This window comes from Kitasatospora sp. NPDC036934 (assembly GCF_055608425.1).
In genome coordinates this window covers 1-19,955 of record NZ_JBVJQR010000015.1, presented here as the reverse complement: position 1 = coordinate 19,955, position 19,955 = coordinate 1, and the positions used below count along the sequence as shown (strand labels likewise).

Below are 19,955 nucleotides of genomic sequence, written 5' to 3'. Positions count from 1 at the left end.
TCGCCTTGCCTGTTGTTCCTAGCGTCCGACCGCTACGACGTGACGCCGAGCTGCCGGGCGATGAGCATGCGCTGGACTTCGGACGTGCCCTCCCCGATCTCGAGAATCTTGCAGTCGCGCCAGAAGCGGGCGACCGGGAACTCGTTCATGAAGCCGTACCCGCCGTGGATCTGGGTCGCCTCGCGGGCGTTGTCGACGGCGGCCTCGGACGAGTACAGCTTCGCGATCGCGGCCTCCTTCTTGAACGGTTCGCCGTGCAGCAGCCGGGAAGCGGCGTCCCGCCAGGCCAGGCGGGAGGTGTGGGCGCGCAGCTCCATGTCGGCGAGCTTGAACTGGATGGCCTGGTTGGCACCGATCGGGCGGCCGAAGGCCCGGCGGGTGCCGGCGTACTTGACGGACTCGTCGACGCAGCCCTGGGCCAGGCCGGTGGCCAGGGCCGCGATCGCGATGCGGCCCTCGTCGAGGATCCGCAGGAACTGGGCGTAGCCTCGGCCACGTTCGCCCAGCAGGTTGGCCGCGGGAACACGGCAGTCGGTAAAGGACAGTTCGCGGGTGTCGGATGCGTTCCACCCGACCTTCGAGTACTTCTTCGAGACCTGGAACCCCGGGGTCCCGGTGGGCACGATGATGGAGGAGATCTCCCGTACAGGCGAGCGGAATTCTCCTTCTTCACTCGAACGAGCGAGCGGTTCGGTGAGCGCGGTGACGGTGACCAGGCCGGTGACGTCCGTGCCGGAGTTGGTGATGAAGCACTTCGTCCCGTTGATGACCCACTCGTCGGTGGTCTCGTCGTACCGCGCGGTGGTGCGGGTGGCCCCCGCGTCCGAGCCGCCCTCCGGCTCGGTGAGGCCGAAGGCGCCGAGGAGTTCGCCGGAGGTCAGCCGGGGCAGCCACTCGCGCTTCTGCTCCTCGGTGCCGAACCGGTAGATCGGCATCGCGCCGAGCGAGACGGCGGCCTCCAGGGTGATCGCCACCGAGGAGTCCACGCGGGCGAGTTCCTCCAGGGCGAGACCGAGGGCGAAGTAGTCGCCGCCCATGCCGCCGTACTCCTCCGGGAAGGGCAGGCCGAACAGGCCCATCCGCCCCATCTCGCGGACGATTTCGTAGGGGAACTCCTCCCGCTCGTAGAACTCGCCGATCTTCGGGGCCACCACGTCCTGGGCGAACTCGGCGACGGTGCGCCGCAGTTCCTCGTACTCGCTGCTGAGCCGGTGGTCGAGCATCTGATCCTCCTGGTGCCCGGCCGGGCTGGCCGCGGGCGTGAGCGGGATGAACGGCGGCCGTCTGAGGGTGTGACGGTCGCACGGTGTGGTTGACGGATGAGCGCGGACGAATGCGGTGGAAGTGAATGACCGCGGTACCGCGGCGCCGGCCGGACCGAACGGGCGGCCGGCACCGGGGAGTCGGGCGGGGCGGGGTCAGCCCCGGGCGGCGCCGAGCAGCGCCTGGACGGTGCGGGAGGGGCTCGGGCGGCCGAGGTGCTCGGCCATCCAGCCGCTGGTCGCGACCAGCGAGCGCAGGTCGACACCGGTCCGGATGCCGAGCCCGTGCAGCATCCACACCAGGTCCTCGGTGGCCAGGTTGCCCGTCGCGCTCTTCGCGTACGGGCAGCCGCCCAGGCCGCCGGCCGAGGCGTCCACCGTGGTGACGCCCTCGCGCAGCGCGGCCAGTGTGTTGCTGAGCGCCTGGCCGTAGGTGTCGTGGAAGTGCACGGCGAGCCGCTCGACCGGCACGCCGGCCTGCGCGAAACCGGCCAGCAGGGCGCCGACCTGGCCGGGGGTGGCCACACCGATGGTGTCGCCGAGGCTCAGCTCGGCGCAGCCCATCTCCAGCAGTTGGACGCCGTACCGGACTACCTGGTCGATCGGGACGGGCCCCTCCCACGGGTCGCCGAAGCACATCGAGAGGTAGCCGCGGACGGTGACGCCGGCCTCGGCCGCCCGGGTGACGACCGGCCGGAACATCGCCATGACCTCGTCCGCCGAGCGGTTGAGGTTGCGCCGGGCGAAGGTCTCGGTGGCGCTGGCGAACACCGCGATGTCGGTGGCGTGGTGGGCGAGCGCGCGGTCGAGGCCGCGCTCGTTGGGCACCAGCACCGGCAGCCGCAGACCGGGGTGACGTCCGGGCAGGTCGGCCAGTCGGAGCACCAGCTCCTCGGCGTCGGCGAGCTGGGGTACCCATTTCGGGTGAACGAAGCTCGTCGCCTCGACGGTTCGCAGCCCGGCGGCGGCGAGTCGGCCGATGAATTCGGCCTTGATTTCGACGGGTACCAGGGAGCCCTCGTTCTGCAGCCCGTCGCGCGGCCCGACCTCGTGGATCCGGACCTCCTCCGGCAGCCCGGGGGCGCGCACCGGGTCGGGCAACCCCAGGTCGAGGGCGTCGGGCTCGCGGGTGGCGTTCCCCTGGGCAGTGGTGTCCCGGCTGGTGGGGTCCTGAGCAGTGGGGCCCTGAGCGGCAGTGTCCGGGGTGGTCACGACCGCACCTCCGCGGGCTCGGTGGCCTCGTCGGTCGGGGTGACCACGACCAGCAGGTCCTCCATCGCGACGGTGGCGCCGGCGGTGGCCCGCAGCTCGGCCACCACGCCGTCGTGCGGCGCGGCGATCACGTGTTCCATCTTCATGGCCTCCAGCACGAGCAGGGGCTGGCCCTTGCGGACCGTCTCGCCCGCCGTGGTCTTGACGACCGTGACGGTGCCGGGCATCGGGGCGGTCAGTGCGCCGTGGTGCGCCGCGGCGCCGGCGGCGCTTTCGACGACCGGGTCGTAGGCGTGCATCGGCCAGGCATCGCCCTCGATGCCGAGCCAGGTCACCGGGCCGGCCGCGAGGCCGGGGGTGGCGTCGGTGGCCAGCGCGAAGGCGGTCCGCAGGCCGTCGACGGTCAGGTGCAGCCGATCGGCCGCCAGGGTCGCGCGGGCGCGGTGCACGGGTCCGGCGTCCAGCTGGAGCTCCACCTCGCGGGTGGGTTCGGGGGAATTGTCGGTGGCACCGATTACGTTGCCCGCAGTGATCGGACGAATGCGCACCGAGACCGGATCCTGGCCGGGGGTACGGAGTCGGTGGGTGGTCCAGGCGGGGGTGCCGCCCAGGCGCCAGCCGGAGGGGAAGGAGAACGGGTCGGTCCAGCCGCCGGGGTCGGCGGCCGGGGTGAGTTCCAGGTGCCGCGCCAACGCGGCCGCGAAGTAGAGGAGGTGGGCAGGTGACGGAGGTTCGGCCGCCGGGGCGTCGCTTCCGGCCGGGGTGGCCGCGTCCGACGGCGCTGCGGTCGACGGTGCCGGGGTCGACGCCGTTGGGGTCGACGGTGCCGCTGCCGGTGCTGCCGCGTTCGACGGGGAGTGGGGCGCGACGAGCAGGGCCGGCTGTTGCTGGGCCGTCTGTTCCACCAGGCCGGTGTCCAGTCGGCCGGTGACGACGTCGGGGTGGGCGAGCAGTCGCCGCAGGAAGCCGGTGTTGGTGGTGACACCCAGGATGCGGGTGTCGGCCAGCGCGGCGCGGAGCCGGCGCAGCGCGGTCGGGCGGTCGGGCCCGTACGCGATGACCTTCGCGAGCATGGGGTCGTAGGCGCTGGTCACGACGGTTCCGGTGGTGACCCCGGAGTCGACGCGGATGCCCTCGCCCCGGGGCTCGTCCAGGGTGAGGATGCGACCGCCGGTGGGCAGGAAGTCCCGTTCCGGGTCCTCGGCGCAGATGCGGGCCTCGATGGCGTGGCCCAGGAAGGAGATGTCGGACTGGGTGAAGGTGAGCGATTCGCCCGCGGCGACGCGCAGTTGCCACTCGACCAGGTCCAGTCGGGCCGCGTCCGGGCCGACGGCGACGGCGAGTTCGGTGACCGGGTGCTCGACCTGGAGGCGGGTGTTCATCTCCATGAAGAAGAAGTCACGCACCCCGTCGGCGGCGGAGGCGGGGGCGTCCGGGTCGATGCCGGGGACGATGAACTCCACGGTGCCGGCCCCGGTGTAACCGCAGGAGTCGGCGGCCCGGACGGCCGCGGCGCCCATCGCGGCACGGGTCTCGGCATTGAGGAGAACGGAGGGAGCCTCTTCGATCAGTTTCTGGTGGCGGCGCTGGAGGCTGCACTCGCGCTCGCCGAGGTGGACGGTGGTGCCGTGGGCGTCGGCCAGCACCTGCACCTCGATGTGGCGCGGCCGGTCGACCCAGCGCTCCAGCAGCAGGGTGTCGTCGCCGAAGGCGGTCCGGGCGACGCGGCGGGCGGCGGCGATCTCGGTGGGCAGCTCGGCCGGGTCCCGCACCAGGCGCATGCCCTTGCCGCCACCACCGGCGGAGGGCTTGAGCAGGACGGGGTAGCCGATCTCGTCGGCGGCGGCGACGAGGTCCTCGTCGGAGGGCGCGGTGGCCTGGCTGCCGGGCACCACCGGTACGCCGGCGGCCCGGACGGCCTCCTTGGCGTTGATCTTGTCGCCCATCAGCTCGACCGCACCGGGAGGTGGTCCGATGAAGACGAGGCCCGCGTCGGCGCAGGCGCGGGCGAAGCCGGGGTTCTCGGCGAGGAAGCCGTAGCCGGGGTGGACGGCCTGGGCGCCGGTGCGGCGGGCGGCGGCGAGGATCTGGTCGGTGCGCAGGTATGTCTCGGCCGCCGAGCTGTCGCTGCGGTCGGCCGGGCCGAGCCGGACCGCGACATCGGCCTCGCGGACGTGCGGTGCGTCGGCGTCCGCGTCGCTGAACACGGCGACCGAGCGGACGCCGAGCCGCCGCAGGGTGCGGATGACCCGCAGCGCGATCTCGCCGCGGTTGGCGACCAGAACTGTGTCGAACATGGGAGGCGTTCCTCCGGGTCGAGGGGAGCCGTAAGAAGGAGGTGGCGGTGGGTGGTCGGGTCGCCGACCCGGGTGGGCCGGCGACCCGGGGAGTCACACCCGGAAGGGAGGGGTCACGGACGCAGGGGTGACACGAGGAGGGATCACATGCGGAAGACGCCGTAGGGGGCGGGCGGCGCCAGCGGGGCGTTGGCGCAGGCGGTGAGGGCGAGGCCGACCACGGTGCGGGTGTCCATCGGGTCGATCACGCCGTCGTCCCAGAGCCGGGCGGTGGCGTAGTAGGCGTTGCCCTGGCGTTCGTACTGCTCGCGGACCGGGCGCTTGAAGTCCTCCTCCGCCTCGGCGAGCCACTCCTCGCCGCGCGTTTCCAGCTGGTCGCGGCGGACGGTGGCCAGCACCGAGGCCGCCTGCTCGCCGCCCATCACGGAGATCTTGGCGCCCGGCCACATCCACAGGAAGCGAGGTGAGTAAGCCCGGCCGCACATCGAGTAGTTGCCGGCTCCGTACGAGCCGCCGACCACCACGGTCAGCTTCGGGACCCTGGTGCAGGCGACGGCGTTGACCATCTTGGCGCCGTGCTTGGCGATACCGCCGGCCTCGTACTGCCGGCCGACCATGAACCCGGTGATGTTCTGCAGGAAGAGGAGGGGGATGCCGCGCTGGTCGCACAGTTCGATGAAGTGGGCGCCCTTGACGGCAGATTCGGAGAACAGCACGCCGTTGTTGGCCACGATGCCGACCGGGTGGCCGTGGATCCGGGCGAACCCGGTGACCAGGGTCGCGCCGTACTCGGCCTTGAACTCGGCGAAGCGGCTGCCGTCGACCAGCCGGGCGATCACCTCGCGCACGTCGTAGGGCGTGCGCGGGTCGACCGGGACGGCACCGTACAGGCCGGCCGGGTCGACTGCCGGTGGCTCGACCGGGGTGAGCGGCCACGGCTTGGCCGCGCGCGGGCCCAGCTCGGACACGATGGTGCGGACGATGGAGAGGGCGTGGGCGTCGTCCTCGGCCAGGTGGTCCGTCACACCCGAGGTGCGGGAGTGCAGCTCGCCGCCACCCAGCTCCTCGGCGGTGACCACCTCTCCGGTGGCGGCCTTCACCAGCGGCGGTCCGCCCAGGAAGATCGTGCCCTGGTTGCGGACGATCACCGCCTGGTCGCTCATCGCCGGGACGTACGCGCCGCCGGCCGTGCAGGAGCCGAGCACGGCGGCGATCTGCGGGATGCCCGCGGCCGAGAGCCGGGCCTGGTTGTAGAAGATCCGGCCGAAGTGGTCGCGGTCCGGGAAGACCTCGTCCTGCATCGGGAGGAAGGCGCCGCCGGAGTCCACCAGGTAGATGCAGGGGAGGCGGTTCTCCAGCGCGACCTCCTGGGCGCGCAGGTGCTTCTTCACCGTCATCGGGTAGTAGGTGCCGCCCTTGACGGTGGCGTCGTTGGCGACCACCACCACCTCGCGGCCGGCGACCCGGCCGATGCCGGCGATCACCCCGGCCGCGGGCGCCGCGCCGTCGTACATCCCGTCGGCTGCCAGCGGGGCCAGCTCCAGGAAGGGCGAGGCCGGGTCGAGCAGGGTGTCCACCCGGTCGCGGGGGAGGAGCTTGCCGCGCGAAGTGTGCCGGGCGCGCGCCTTGGCACCCCCGCCGAGGGCGGCCGCGTCGAGCTTCGCCCGCAGTTCGGCTACCAGTGCCTGGTGCGCCTCGGTGTTGGCCCGGTAGGCCGCGGAGCCAGGGTCGGCGGAAGTGCTGAGCCGGGGCGCCGGAGCGGCGGCTCCCGGTGTTGCGGCAGCCGGTGCCGCCGGGGCGCCGTTCGCTGCGCTGACCCGGGCACCGGAGGGTGCGCCGGTGGTTGAGATGACCATTCCCAAGAGCTCCCTTGCCCTCGGCAGCAGGTGGCGGGGCCGAGTGCGGTGCGCCCGCGATCCCCACGTTAATTAACGTTAACTTACCCGCCCAGGTTAACGGTCGATAACCCGACTGTCTACGATGGACGGCATGCCGAACGTCCCCGCAGTCTCCGCGATCCCACGCCGCGACCAGATCCGCCGGGAGGCCGCGCGACTGTTCGCCGCCCGGGGCTTCCTCGGCGTGGGCGTGGACGAGATCGGCAAGGCCGTCGGCATCAGCGGGCCCGGCCTCTACCGCCACTTCGCCGGCAAGGACGCGATGCTCGCCGATCTGCTGATCGGCATCAGCGAGCGCCTGCTGGAGGAGGGGCGCCGCCGGGCGGGCGGTGGTGACGGCCCGACCGCCGCGTTGGACGCGCTAATCAGCGGCCACGTCGACTTCGCCCTGAACGACCGCGACCTGATCACCCTGCACGATCGTGAGCTGCTGAACCTCAAGGAGGAGGACCGTCGCACCGTCCGTCGGCTCCAGCGTGGCTATGTGGAGCTGTGGGTGGACGTGGTCCGGCAGGCCCACCCGTCGCTCGCCGTCCCCGCTGCCGAGCCGGTGGCGCGAGCCACCGTGCACGCGGTCTTCGGCCTGATCAACTCGACCCCGCACAGCCTCGGCCCGAACCCGGCTCAGGGTGAGCGGGTCGGTCTGCAGCGCGACGGCATGGCCGCGCTGCTGCACACCCTCGCCCACGGCGCCTTCGCGGCTGCTGCGGACTCCGCCGTGGAGGCAGTGGAGGCCGTTGAAGCCGTGGAGGTTGACGAGGCTGTCGAGGCCGACGTCGACCCGATGTCCGAGCCTGCCTGAGGCCTGAGCCTGCCCGGGGTCCGGGCTGGCCTGAAGCCTCGGAGCCCCAAAGCCTCGGAGCCCCAAAGCCTTGGAGCCCCAAGGCCTTGGAGCCCCAAGGCCTTGGAGCCCCAAGGCCTTGGAGCCCCAAGGCCCCGAGGCCCCAAGGCCCCGAGGCGCCGAAGTCCGAAGCTGCCCGGTCCGGCACCGTCCGCGGCCCTAGGTCCAAAGGACGGCTCCCGCCCGCCCCGGGCTGCTGGGCGCAGGCCGGGTGGGTCGGCGACTCTTGGGGGGTGGCAAGAGGCTTTGGGTCGCAGCTGTGTTCGAGCGGGAATCACCGCAGGCCGCAGGCTGTTGCCCAATCCGCCGGACCTGACGATCAGGGCCGCCCCGGAATCAGTCCCGGCCGCCCCTCGCGGCCGGAAAAACATGGCGCCCACCCGATGAAATGGTTAGCATCCCTAAATATGCCCGAGACTCACGGATCCATGGTGGAGCAATCCCCGAGCGGCCCACCGGCCCCCGGCCCCGACCAGGCGACCCCCGCCGGTGGCCCGCAGGCCGCCGACGCACGCCCCGAGCCGGGCGCGACCGCCACCGCGGGCGCGACGGCCACCCCGGGCCCGACCTCCACCCCGGACGCGCCCGCCACTCCGAGTGCGGGCACGGCCGAGCCCGCCGACAGCTGGCTGCGCCGCCTGGGTGGCTACAGCTGGCGGTCCCGCCGCAGCCTGCTGCTCGCGTTCGGCGCCTCGCTGCTCGGCATGGCCGTCACCGCGCTGGTCCCGCTGGTCACCAAGCTGATCATCGATGACGTCATCGTCGCCCACACCCGCTCGCTGACCCCGTGGGCGGTGGCGCTGCTGCTCGCCGCCGTGGTGGTCTTCGGCTGTACCCAGGTCCGTCGCTACTACGGCGGCCAACTGGCCCTCGACGTCCAGCACGACATGCGCAGCGACCTGTTCCGCTCGCTCGGCCGGCTCGACGGTCATCGCCAGGACCGCCTGGACACCGGCCAGGTGGTGGGCCGTGCGACCTCCGACCTCCAGCTGATCAACGGCCTGCTGTCGATGCTGCCGATGATGACCGGCTACCTGCTGATGTTCGTGATGTCGCTGGTCGTGATGGTCTGGCTGTCCCCGCCGCTGACCCTGGTCGCCCTGGTCATGGCCCCAGCGCTGTGGTGGGTCAGCGGGCGCAGCCGCAAGCGCCTGTTCCCGGCCACCTGGGCCGCCCAGCAGGAGGCGGCCGCCGTCGCGGGTGTGGTGGACGGCGCGATCGGCGGCGTCCGGGTGGTCAAGGGCTTCGGCCAGGAGGCGCAGGAACAGGACAAGCTGGAGCGGGTCTCCCGCAACCTGTTCGCCGCCCGGCTCCGGTCGATACGCCTCAACGCCCGCTACAACCCGGCGATGCAGGCGATCCCGGCTCTCGCCCAGGTCGCGGTGCTGGCCTTCGGCGGCTGGCTGGCCGTCGACGGGCAGGTGTCGCTGGGGACGTTCGTCGCCTTCTCCACGTACGTCGCGCAGATGACCGGTCCGGTGCGGATGCTGACCATGGTCATCACGGTCGGCCAGCAGGCCCGGGCGGGCGTCGAGCGCGTCCTGCAGCTGATCGACGAGCGTCCGCTGGTCCAGGAACGACCGGACGCGCGCACCCTGGACCTCACGCACGAGGGCACCGCTGCGGACGGTGGCACAGCCGGCCCCCGTACCCCCGACGTCGCCCTGGAGTTCGACCGGGTCGAGTTCCGCTACGACCCCGAGCACCCGGCCCCCGTCCTGCACGGCCTCAGCCTGAAGCTGGCCCCCGGCGAGACGCTGGCCCTGGTGGGCGCCTCCGGCTCCGGCAAGTCGACGGTGGCCCAGCTGGTGCCCCGCTTCTACGACCCGGCGGCCGGCGCGGTCCGTCTCTACGGCCACGACCTGCGCGACCTCACCCTGGACTCGGTGCGGGCGACGGTCGGCATCGTTCCCGAGGAGAGCTTCCTGTTCTCGGAGTCGGTCCGCACCAACATCGCCTACGGCCGGCCGGACGCCACCGACGAGCAGATCGTCGCCGCCGCGCGCGCCGCCCAGGCCGACGAGTTCGTCCGCGCGCTTCCGGACGGCTACGAGACCAAGGTCGGCGAGCAGGGGCTGACCCTCTCCGGCGGTCAGCGCCAGCGCATCGCCCTGGCCCGGGCGATCCTCACCGATCCCCGGATCCTGCTGTTGGACGACGCCACCTCGGCCGTCGACCCGCAGGTCGAGGCGGAGATCCACGACGCGCTGCGCTCGGTGATGACCGGCCGCACCACCCTGCTGATCGCCCACCGCCGCTCGACCCTCCAGCTCGCCGACCGGATCGCCGTCCTGGACCAAGGGCGGCTGCTGGACCTCGGCACCCACGAGGAACTCGAAGCCCGATGTCCCCAGTACCGGGCGCTGATCACCGACCCCGAAGCGGGACGCACCCCCGAAGCCCAGCAAGCCGCCGAACCCGGGCCGGCCCCCGAAGCCGGGTCGGCCGCCGAACCCCAGCCCGCCGTGGAGCCCGCCACCGGCCAGGGCGATCGGCCGGAGTCGCCCGGTGCGCGGCAGCGGACGGAGCAGCCCGGCCGACCGGCCCCCGTGCTCCCCACCCCCGCCCTCGCCAGGGCGGCCCGTGGCGCCGACCCCGAGCTGTTGGACCAGGTCGCCGCCCTCCCGCCGGCCACCGACGCCCCCGCCGTCCCCCGTGCCGAGGCCGAGGCCGGTGACCCCGACTTCAGCCTGGGCCGGCTGCTGCGACCCTTCCGTGTCCCGCTGCTGATCGCCCTCCTGCTGGTCGCGCTCGACGCGGCGGCCGGGCTGGTGCTGCCGGTGCTGATCCGGCACGGCATCGACGAGGGCGTCCGCAAGGGCCTGATGTCGGGCGTGGCGGTGGCCTCGATCACCGCGCTCGTGGTCGTGCTGCTGGACTGGCTGGTGCAGAGCGCCGAGAACCGGGTCAGCGGCCGTACCGGCGAGCGGGTGCTGTACACGCTCCGGCTCAAGATCTTCGCCCACCTCAACCGGCTCGGCCTGGACTACTACGAGCGCGAGTTGACCGGCCGGATCATGACCCGGATGACCACCGACCTGGACTCGCTGACGTCCTTCCTGCAGACCGGCATGGTCACCGCGGTGGTCAGCCTGCTGACCTTCGCCGGGATCTTCGCGGCCCTGCTGATCATCGACGCCGGCCTGGCCCTGGTGGTCTTCGCCGTGCTGCCGCTGCTGGTGATCGCCACCCTGGTGTTCCGGAAGAAGTCCAAGGACCAGTACGAGCGCTCCCGCGACCTGATCAGCACGGTCAACGCGGACCTCCAGGAGAACGTGGCCGGCATGCGGATCGTCCAGGCGTTCCGCCGGCTGGACACCAACACCGATCGCTTCGTGGCCCGCGGCATGGCCTACCGCGAGGCCCGGGTCCGGGCGCAGTTCTACATATCGCTGTACTTCCCGTTCGTGCAGTTCCTCTCCAGCGTGGCCGCCGCACTGGTGCTGATCGTGGGTGCCGCCAGGGTGGACGCGGGCACGCTGACGGTCGGCGCGCTGGTCGCGTACCTGCTCTACATCGACCTGTTCTTCGCCCCGGTCAACCAGCTGTCCCAGGTGTTCGACGGCTACCAGCAGGCCTCGGTGGGCCTCGGCCGGATCCGTGAGCTGCTGCGCACCCCGACCACCACCGCCGAGTCGGCCGACCCCGTCCCGGTGCCGAAGGGGCTGCGCGGGGAGATCAGCTTCGAGGGCGTCGGCTTCGCCTACAACGGGGGCGCGGACGGCGCGCCCGAGGTGTTGAGCGGCGTCGACCTGCGCATTCCCGCCGGTCAGACGGTGGCACTGGTCGGCGAGACCGGCGCGGGCAAGTCGACGCTGGTCAAGCTGGTCGCGCGGTTCTACGACGCGACCGCGGGCACCGTCCGGGTGGACGGCGTGGACCTCACCCGTTACGACCTGGCCGAGTACCGCCACCGCCTGGGCGTGGTGCCGCAGGAGGCGTACCTGTTCGCGGGTACGGTCCGCGAGGCGATCGCGTACGGGCGTCCGGAGGCCTCGGCGGCCGAGGTGGAGGCGGCGGCCCGGGCGGTCGGCGCGCACGACATGATCGTCCGGCTGTCCGACGGCTACGACCACGAGGTCGCGGGCCGCGGCCGGAACCTCTCGGCGGGCCAGCGCCAGCTGATCGCGCTGGCCCGGGCCGAACTGGTCGACCCGGACATCCTGCTGCTGGACGAGGCCACCGCCGCGCTCGACCTGGCCACCGAGGCCGCCGTCAACCACGCCGCGGACCGGCTCAGCGGGGGCCGCACCACCCTGGTCATCGCCCACCGCCTGACCACCGCCGAACGCGCGGACCGGGTGGTCGTGCTCGACCACGGCCGGGTGGTCGAGGACGGCACCCACACCGAACTGCTCGCTCTGGGCGGGACGTACGCCCGGCTCTGGCAGGCGTTCATCGCGGACGGCCACCCGGCCCCGGCCGAGCCGGTCACCACCGGCTGACCCGACCCGGCCGTCGGCCCGACCCGACCGCCGGTCCGACTGCCGGTCGACCCGAGCCGGCGTACCCGACCGCCCGCGTGCCTGCCCTCCCTCCGGCCGGGGGAGGGCAGGCACGCCGCGCGTCAGGCCGCGATCAGCGAGGCCAGCAGGCCCGAGGCATCGACTCCGCGCGGCAGGTCGCTCACCTGGCCGTCCCCGACCTCCACCACTCGCCAGCCGGAGCCGTCGGCCCGGCGGGCGAGGTCGGTGGTGACGAAGCGGCAGCCGAGTCTTCGCACCAGCGCCGGGACGTCGGTGAGGTCGGGCTCGACGCGCTGGTGCGGGGCGTCCGGGTGCGGCCCGACCAGGATCGGCCGGCCGTCCAGCCACCACACCCGGGCCTCCACGGCCCGTCCGTCGCCGCCCGCGACGGCTGCGCCCGCGACGGCCGCGGTCGGGGTGGCGTTCCGGTTCGGTCCGTCGGCGCGCTCGAACTCCTCGTACCGCCGCAGCACCACTCCGCCGGCCAGGAACTCGCCCTGCAGTTCGACGAACCGCCCGACCACCCGGCCGACGGTCGCGAGGTCCGCCAACTCCGGTACGTAGCAGGCCTCGTGCCACTCGTGCTTGCGCGACTTCACGTAGTCCTTGACGATCGCCGGCCCGCTGCCGCCGAGCCGGGCCACGGCCTCGGCCAGTTCCGTCGGGGTGGGCGCCGCCGTCCCGTCGGACGGGATCCACACGCTGGGCGGCGTCGCCCCGTCGAACACCCCGTACCAGCCGGGAAGTTCATGCGCCGCCGCGTATCCGGGCGCGCTGGTCAGCAGGTTGCCGCCGCGGGCGGTGAGCGCGGCGGCGAACTCGGCGTACCGGCTGGAGGGGAGCATCCAGCCCCGGTACCAGAGCGGGCCGCCGCCCCGGGGCACCCACCGGACGGCCTCCTCGGCGTGTCCGGCGAGCAGCGCGTCGTGGTCGACCAGATGGTGCTCGCCGCCCAACTCCCTGAGCAGCCGGGCCTCCCAGGCGAAGTGCGGATCGGGCCGGCGCGGGTTGAGCGGATCGGCGGGGAAGATGATCGAGGGTACGGGCATGGCGGTCAGGGTAAGGCCGGCGGGCCGCCCGCAGCTGTGGTCCGGCGGTGGTCCGCCCCCGGTGGCCGGCCCAACTGGGCGACGGCGGCGGTGAATCCGGTCGACGGCCGGTCCCGGCGCTGTCAGAGTGTCCCGATGCGAAGACTGCTACGACCACGTACCCGAGTACCCCGCCGGGCCGCCCGCACGGTGGTCCTGGACGGGAACGGCTCGGTGTTCCTGCTCCGTTCGGACAACGACGAGGTCGGCGTCCACTGGACCATGCCCGGTGGCGGACTGGAACCGGGTGAGACCCCGCTGATCGGCGCCCGGCGTGAGCTGTGGGAGGAGACCGGCTGGACCGACCTCGAACCGGGCCCGCTGCTCTGCACCTGGGAGCACGACTTCACCTGGCACGGCACCCCGGTCCGCCAGCACGAGCACATCTTCCTCACCAGCGGACCGCACCGCGGACCGGTCGGTGACGTCAGCGCGGTGCACGCCCAGGACCGGATCCTCGACTGGCGCTGGTGGACCGAGGCCGACCTCGCGGACGAGCACGCCGACGCGCTCTGGCCGCCCCGGCTACCGGAGTTGCTGGAATCCGTCCGGGCGGGCTGGGCGGTCGACGGGCGCCCTCCGGTGCCCGTCGACCTCGGCTACGTCCCGAACGCCCGCCGACGGCCCTGACCGCGAGCGGCCGACTGCTCCGACCGCTCTAACCGCGCCCGCCGCCGCGGCGGGGCGTCCGGCCGTTCGGCCCGCTCTGGCCGTTCTGCCTGGGCGGGCCGGGCTCCCAGCCGTGCAGGTCCAGCTCCCGGTCGTGCAGGGCCCAGGGGTTCATCCGCACCGTCAGCTGGTTGTCGGCCAGTTGCCCGACGGTGAGCCCGGTCTCGGTGACCAGTTGTTCGGTCGACACCGAGACGGCGATGGCGGGACGCCAGGACGGCAGCACGACCAGGCTGGTGCCGCGCCCGACCCGGATCGGTTCGGCCGCCACCCGGACTGGCGTCCGCTCCTCGGGGCGGCCGAGGGCCTCCGGCTGGACCGGGCTGCCGCCGATCAGGATGCCGAGCGGTGCTTCACCCCGGCACGTGTCGGGCCCGGACGGGCCGGGCCACGACGCGTCGGGCCGGGGCATTCCCGGCCATGACGTATCGGCCCGGGACGCGCCGGCCCATGCCGTGCCGCCCCCGAACTCCGGGGCGACGGCCGGGCCCTCCGGCCCGGCCCCGGCGTCCGCCAAGAGCGCGCGCTCGGCGGACGCCCCCGTTGCACCGGTCGGCTCACCCACCCTCCCGGCACCCTGCGGCCGCACCCCGGTCGGGTCGGTCGCGGCCGTCTCCCGTGCGGTCGCCTCCTGCCCGGTCCGGTCGGTCCGGTCGGTCCGGGGGTGCATCCGGCGCAGGCGACGGGAGGGTGACGGCCGCCGCGAGGCGAGGCTCCGGATCTCCTCGCGCGTCGAACCCGGCGCCGGTGCGGGCCGGTTGGCCTCCGACGGCGCCGCCGCCTGCTGGAGCCGGAGGAACCCCGACCCGGCCTGCTCGACGGGAGCGCTCCCGGTCAGGACCGGGGCCTGCTCCGCGGTCTCGCCGAGCAGCGCCCGCACCTCCTCCACCGGCCGCCGGCACGAGGCCGCCAGTTCGGCGAGCGAGCGCCCCTCCGCGCGCCCGATCCGCAGCCGCTCGGCGAGCGTCGCTCGGAGCCCGGCGGCCGTCGCGTCGCCGTCGGCGTGGCGGAGCTGCGCCTCGACGTCCTCCGGGGTGCGCGGCTGCGGCACGGAGTCGTGGCGGGCCTGAGTGCCTTCGGCCGCCGTCGCGAGGGAGCAGACCGGCACCGCCGGGGCGAGCGGTCCGGGTGGTCCCGCCGGGGCGGGTGGCCCGTCGGCCGTGGGCGGAGTACTGGCGCCACCCATGGGCGGGGTACCGGCGCCACCCGCGGCCGGTCCGGGCAGGGCCGGGTCGGTGGAGGCGGGGTCGGGGTCGGGGTCGGGGTCGGGGGAGATGAGGTCGGTGGAGGTGGGGTGGAGCGAGGTCATCGGCGGGCCCTTCGGGGGACGGTCCCGATGATCCTCCCGCACCGCGCGACCAGCTCCAAGCGTCATTCCCGGGCGTGTGCGCGCGAGTACGGAGTGATCGCCGGAGGGCCGACGGCGCTCCCTGTCAGGCGTATCGGCTCAACTGCCGGGCGCGACGAAGCCCTTGAGGTCGGCGAGCACCGCGTTGGCCGCCATGACGCCGAGCCCGAGGAACCAGGTCTCGTCCGAAACCGGCCGGGCCTGACCGGACTTGACCGCGCCGAGCGTCTTCCAGAGTGCGCCCCCGAGTACCGCGTCCTGGTTGGTGGAGCTGGGGCTCCCGTACACGCCGTAGAAGATCCAGTCGGCGTCGGCCTTGTCGATCTGCTCCGGGCTGACCTCCACCGCGAGTTCCCTGACCTGCTCGATCGCGGGCTGCGGCAGCGGCACATCGGTGAGGATGGTGCCGATGAAGGAGAGTTCGGCGTAGAGCCGGGTTCGGCCCGGCATGAAGCGCAGCGGGGTGATGGCGGGCCGCTTGCCGCCGAGACCGGCGCCGATCGCGGTGGCGGCCGTCTGGTAGGCGTCGAGCTGCGCCTTGGCCTCGGCCTGCAGGCCGAAGGGGCTGGCGTTGAGCAGGAAGTTCTGCTTCCAGGGGTAGCCGGGGCGCAGCGAGAAGACGGTCGGCGCGATCTTCGACAGCTGGGCGTACTGGTCCTGGGCGCGCAGCTGGCTGCCGAGGATCAGGTCGGGCTTGAGTGCGGCGATCGCCTCCAGGTTGAGGCTGTTGATGGTGCCGACGGCGGCCGGGTTGCCGGCCTTGTCCTTCAGGTAGGACGGCAGCGACTTGGAGCCGTCGGTGTGCACGACGCCGACCGGCTGGATGCCGAGCGCGACGACGTTGTCGAGTTCGCCGGTGTCCAGCACCACGACCCGGGTGGGCTTGGCCGGGATGACGGTCTCGCCCATGGCGTGCTTGACGGTACGCGGGTAGACGCCGGGGGCGGCGTCGGTGCCGAAGTCCTTCATCTTCTCGATGACGGTGGCGTAGTCGTCGCCGCCCTGCTTGACCGACTTCTGGTCGGGCGAGCCGCCGCCCGGCTTCGTGGTACCGCCGCCGCTGCTTGCGGAGCCGCCCGAGCTGCCGCAGGCGCTGAGGAGCCCGCCGAGGCCGAGCACGGCGGCGCCGGTCACCCCGGCGGTGAGGAAGCGGCGGCGGGTGGGGGTCCGCCGGGTAGGGGTCTGGCGGGCGGGGGTCGGGCCGTCGGAGTCGGGGGCCACGCGACGCTCCTTCACGGGTCGGGATCAAGCAAGTCAAAGTTAGGTGAGGCAAACCTATCTTGTTGCCGCGACACCCTCCGTGCGGGGGTGTCCGCCGAGGAGCCGAAAGTCATCGCCCGTGCCTGAAAACACCAATAGTTGGCGACATCCATCCCCTGGTGGTGGAGGACTGACGCTATCGTTGGAGCCATGAAGCGCTTCGTGGGCCTGTGCTGGTGGCCGTCCTAGGACGGCCACCACACTCGCCTGACCAGGGCCGTCCGGGATGGACGGCCCTGTCGCGTTTCCCCACGGGACGGGCCCCGCGCCCCGGACGGCCGCCACCACCGCCGTACCGAGGGAGAAACCCGATGACCGCCACCACCTCCGCCCCGACCGCCACCACGTCCTGCTCGACCGTCGGGTCCGACGCGACCGCCGCCGTGCTGACGGCCGCCGACCTGGTCGCCGACCCCGGCGCCCACCGCGTCCTCACCGGAGACCGCCCCACCGGCCCGCTGCACCTCGGCCACTACTTCGGCACCCTGCGCAACCGGGTCCGGCTCCAGGACCAGGGCGTCGAGATGTTCGTCCTGGTCGCCGACTACCAGGTCATCACCGACCGCGACATCGCCGACCGGCTCGCCGAGCACACCGAGAATCTCGTCCTCGACTACCTCGCCGCCGGCCTCGACCCCGACCGGGCCACGGTCTTCGCCCACAGCGCAGTCCCCGCCCTCAACCAGCTGCTACTGCCCTTCCTCAGCCTGGTGAGCGTCGCAGAACTGAGCCGCAACCCCACCGTCAAGGACGAGATCGCCCACTCCAGCCAGGCCGCCGTCAACGGACTGATGTTCACCTATCCCGTGCACCAGGCCGCCGACATCCTGTTCTGCAAGGCCGACCTCGTCCCGGTGGGCCAGGACCAGCTGCCCCACCTCGAAGTCGCCCGCACCGTCGCCCGCCGCTTCAACGAGCGCTATCCGCACGCCGACGGCAGCGCCGTCTTCCCCCGCCCCCGGGCGCTGCTCTCCGACGCCCCGATGCTGCTCGGCACCGACGGCGGCAAGATGAGCAAGAGCCGCGGCAACGCCGTCCCCCTCGGCGCCGACGAGGACGAGACCGCCCGGATCATCCGCGGCGCGAAGACCGACGCCGATCGCCGCATCACCTACGACCCGGTCGCCCGCCCCGAGGTCTCCGGCCTCGTCCTGCTCGCCGGGCTCTGCCAGGACCGCGCCCCGGAGGCGATCGCCGAGGAGATCGGCGAGGGCGGCGCGGCCGCCCTCAAGCGCACCGTCATCGAGTCCGTCAACGAGCACCTCCGCCCGCTGCGTGCCCGCCGGGCCGACCTCGCCGCCGACCGCGGCCACCTGCGCCAGGTCCTCCGTACCGGCGCGGAGCGGGCCAACGCCGTCGCCGACGCCACCCTCGCCGAGGTGCGGGAGGTGATGGGCGCGTTCTGAAGGGCCATCAACCCGTACGCCACCGGCGCGGTCCGCCCGTCCACGGACATCGGCCGGTCGGGTGGCGGGCATATCGTCACCGGGCGGCCTCGACCACTCCCCGAGGCCGCCCACAGCCCCGCCCCTTCCCCGAAAGGCCCGGTCCATGGACCAGCAACCCACCACGCCCGGCCAGGGACTGACCCGCCCGCCGCAACTGCGCCCCGGCGACCACATCGCCGTCGTCGCTCCCAGCGGCCCGATCGACCCCGCGCGGCTCACCGCCGGCTGCGCACTCCTCCGCTCCTGGGGCCTGCGCGTCACCGTCGCCCCGCACGTCCTCGACACCCACCCCACCCTCGGCTACCTGGCCGGCACCGACGCCGACCGTGTCGCCGACATCCAGGAGGCCTGGCTCGACCCCGCCGTCGACGCCGTCATCTGCGCCCGCGGCGGCTACGGCGTCCACCGGATCGTCGACCTGCTCGACTGGACCGCGATGCGCGCCGCCCGCCCCAAGCCCTTCATCGGCTTCAGCGACGTCAGTTCCCTGCACGAGGCCTTCGCCCAGCGCCTCGGCCTCGCCACCCTCTACGGACCGATGGCCGCCGCCTCCTCCTTCATCGAGGACGGGCCCACCGCCGAACACCTGCGCCGGACCCTCTTCGACCCCGCCGCCACCACCGTCCTCACCTCACCCACCGCCGGCGCGCTCGTCCCCGGCCGCGCCCACGGAGTCACCGCGGGAGGGTGCGTCCACGTCCTCGCGGCCGAGCGAGGCACCCCCGCCGCCCGCCCCTCCTACGCGGGCAGCATCCTGGTCCTCGAGGACGTGAACGAGCACCCGTACCAGCTGGACCGCCTGCTCACCCAGTTCCTCCGCTCCGGCGCCCTCGACGGGGTGGCCGGCATAGCCCTCGGCTCCTGGGAGGGCTGTGGCCGTCCCGAGCGGGTCCGGGACGTGATGCTCGACCGCCTCGGCAGGCTCGACGTGCCCGTGCTCTGGGAACTGGGCTTCGGCCACTGCCCTTCCACCCTGACCGTCCCGCTCGGCGTCGCTGCGGTACTCGACGCGGACGCCGGCACCCTCACCCTGGACCGGCCCGCGCTCGTCCCCTTTACCGTCCACGCCTGAGCCCGCGCCTGCGCCTGCGGTGACTGTGTACGAGCCCGTCGTTGGGCCCGTGCCAGTGAGTAGGGTGCGGCCATGAACGAGGACCGCCTCATCGCCCTTGCCCTCGGACTCCTCCGTGGCCCGGGCAGCAACGCCCGTACGATCCTCGGACTTGTCGGCCCGCCCGGGGCCGGCAAGTCCACCCTCGCCCGCCACCTGGTCGCCGCGGTCGAACGTGTCGAAGGCCCCGGCACCGCCGCCTACCTCCCGCTCGACGGCTTCCACCTCTCGGCCGCTCAGCTCGACCGCCTCGGACTGACCCACCGCAAGGGCGCCCCCGCCACCTTCGACGCCCACGGCTACCTCGCCCTGCTGCGGCGGGTCGCCGCCGACCGCTTCCAGGACATCTACGTCCCCGACTTCGACCGCACCCTGGACGAACCGGTCGCCGCCCGCCACGTCGTCCGCCCGCACACCCGCCTGGTCATCACCGAGGGCAACTACCTCGCCGCCACCGACGCCCCCTGGCCGGACGCCCGCCGGCTGCTGCGCGAACTCTGGTACGTCGACACCGACGACACCGTCCGCGAGGAGCGCCTGCTCCGCCGCCACCGCGACGGCGGCCGCGACGAGGCCACCGCACTGCGGTGGGTCACCGGCAACGACCACCCCAACGGCGAGTACGTGAAGCAGGGCCGTGCGCTCTGCACCCGGACCGTCCCCGGGACGGGTTTGCCCCAGGCACCCGAGAGGGGTAGTGTTTCCTAGTCGCTCGGCAGGGAGCACCGGACACGCATCGGCGCGGACGGTCCCGGAGCGGCCAATCCCTTGAAACACCACTTCCGGTTCGTGCCGGTCGTTTCGCTTTTCGCGTTGCGGCCTGGTGCTTATTCGGCGTGCGCTTTTTATCGGATTGCGGCTGGATTCGCTTTTCGGAGCGGGGATCGGCTAGAGTTTGAAACGTCGGACAGGGCGTCAAGCCCCGGAAGACGCCGGCGAGTTGGATGAACGAAGCCCCGGAAACGGAGCGGAAAACATCTGATAAGCTGGAAACACGAAAGAACGAAGCGCCCGGAGGGCCCGCTGGAAGGCGGTCCGAAGGAAGCGTCCGTTCC

General features: G+C 73.1%; 13 protein-coding genes. 6 read left to right on the top strand and 7 right to left on the bottom strand.

The window, feature by feature from the left end:
* Window positions 1-32 precede the first annotated feature (32 nt).
* The 4 genes from ACZ7BZ_RS23365 to ACZ7BZ_RS23350 all read right to left on the bottom strand — a co-directional run bounded on the left by ACZ7BZ_RS23365 (window position 33) and on the right by ACZ7BZ_RS23350 (window position 6,627).
* Window positions 33-1,223: an acyl-CoA dehydrogenase family protein gene (locus ACZ7BZ_RS23365; RefSeq protein ID WP_470359991.1), complete on the bottom strand. Its 1,191-nt coding sequence runs from the start codon at window positions 1,221-1,223 to the stop codon at window positions 33-35.
* 195 nt (window positions 1,224-1,418) lie between these two features.
* A complete protein-coding gene (locus tag ACZ7BZ_RS23360; RefSeq protein WP_470360127.1) occupies window positions 1,419-2,369 on the bottom strand; it encodes a hydroxymethylglutaryl-CoA lyase in 951 nt (316 codons plus the stop codon).
* A gap of 101 nt (window positions 2,370-2,470) precedes the next feature.
* A complete protein-coding gene (locus ACZ7BZ_RS23355) occupies window positions 2,471-4,771 on the bottom strand; it encodes an acetyl/propionyl/methylcrotonyl-CoA carboxylase subunit alpha (RefSeq protein WP_470359990.1) in 2,301 nt (766 codons plus the stop codon).
* 143 nt (window positions 4,772-4,914) lie between these two features.
* Window positions 4,915-6,627: a carboxyl transferase domain-containing protein gene (locus ACZ7BZ_RS23350; protein WP_470359989.1), complete on the bottom strand. Its 1,713-nt coding sequence runs from the start codon at window positions 6,625-6,627 to the stop codon at window positions 4,915-4,917.
* A gap of 133 nt (window positions 6,628-6,760) precedes the next feature.
* On the opposite strand from ACZ7BZ_RS23350, the gene ACZ7BZ_RS23345 reads away from it, so the two are divergent.
* A complete protein-coding gene (locus ACZ7BZ_RS23345; RefSeq protein WP_470359988.1) occupies window positions 6,761-7,471 on the top strand; it encodes an SACE_7040 family transcriptional regulator in 711 nt (236 codons plus the stop codon).
* Between the two features lie 467 nt (window positions 7,472-7,938).
* Complete coding sequence (locus tag ACZ7BZ_RS23340; protein ID WP_470359987.1) at window positions 7,939-11,955, top strand: ABC transporter ATP-binding protein; 4,017 nt, start codon at window positions 7,939-7,941, stop codon at window positions 11,953-11,955.
* A gap of 122 nt (window positions 11,956-12,077) precedes the next feature.
* Here ACZ7BZ_RS23340 and ACZ7BZ_RS23335 read toward each other — a convergent pair whose 3' ends face one another.
* Complete coding sequence (locus tag ACZ7BZ_RS23335; protein WP_470359986.1) at window positions 12,078-13,025, bottom strand: ATP-grasp domain-containing protein; 948 nt, start codon at window positions 13,023-13,025, stop codon at window positions 12,078-12,080.
* A 135-nt stretch (window positions 13,026-13,160) separates the two neighbouring features.
* Between ACZ7BZ_RS23335 and ACZ7BZ_RS23330 the strand changes: the two genes are divergently transcribed.
* Window positions 13,161-13,694: an NUDIX hydrolase gene (locus ACZ7BZ_RS23330; protein ID WP_380459813.1), complete on the top strand. Its 534-nt coding sequence runs from the start codon at window positions 13,161-13,163 to the stop codon at window positions 13,692-13,694.
* Window positions 13,695-13,722: 28 nt separating this feature from the next.
* On the opposite strand, the gene ACZ7BZ_RS23325 is transcribed toward ACZ7BZ_RS23330, so the two are convergent.
* Window positions 13,723-15,042 (bottom strand): DNA polymerase III subunit gamma/tau domain-containing protein, encoded by a 1,320-nt coding sequence (locus ACZ7BZ_RS23325; RefSeq protein WP_470359985.1) that lies wholly within the window; start codon window positions 15,040-15,042, stop codon window positions 13,723-13,725.
* A gap of 138 nt (window positions 15,043-15,180) precedes the next feature.
* Window positions 15,181-16,302, bottom strand: coding sequence for an ABC transporter substrate-binding protein (locus tag ACZ7BZ_RS23320; RefSeq protein WP_470359984.1), 1,122 nt, complete (start codon window positions 16,300-16,302; stop codon window positions 15,181-15,183).
* A gap of 350 nt (window positions 16,303-16,652) precedes the next feature.
* On the opposite strand from ACZ7BZ_RS23320, the gene trpS reads away from it, so the two are divergent.
* The 3 genes from trpS (at window position 16,653) to ACZ7BZ_RS23305 (ending at window position 19,608) form a co-directional block, all read left to right on the top strand.
* Window positions 16,653-17,747 (top strand): tryptophan--tRNA ligase, encoded by a 1,095-nt coding sequence (gene trpS, locus ACZ7BZ_RS23315; protein WP_470359983.1) that lies wholly within the window; start codon window positions 16,653-16,655, stop codon window positions 17,745-17,747.
* Between the two features lie 145 nt (window positions 17,748-17,892).
* Window positions 17,893-18,861, top strand: coding sequence for a S66 peptidase family protein (locus ACZ7BZ_RS23310; protein ID WP_470359982.1), 969 nt, complete (start codon window positions 17,893-17,895; stop codon window positions 18,859-18,861).
* Between the two features lie 72 nt (window positions 18,862-18,933).
* The gene (locus ACZ7BZ_RS23305; RefSeq protein WP_380459822.1) at window positions 18,934-19,608 is read left to right on the top strand and encodes a nucleoside/nucleotide kinase family protein; all 675 of its coding nucleotides are present in this window, start codon (window positions 18,934-18,936) and stop codon (window positions 19,606-19,608) included.
* Window positions 19,609-19,955 lie beyond the last annotated feature (347 nt).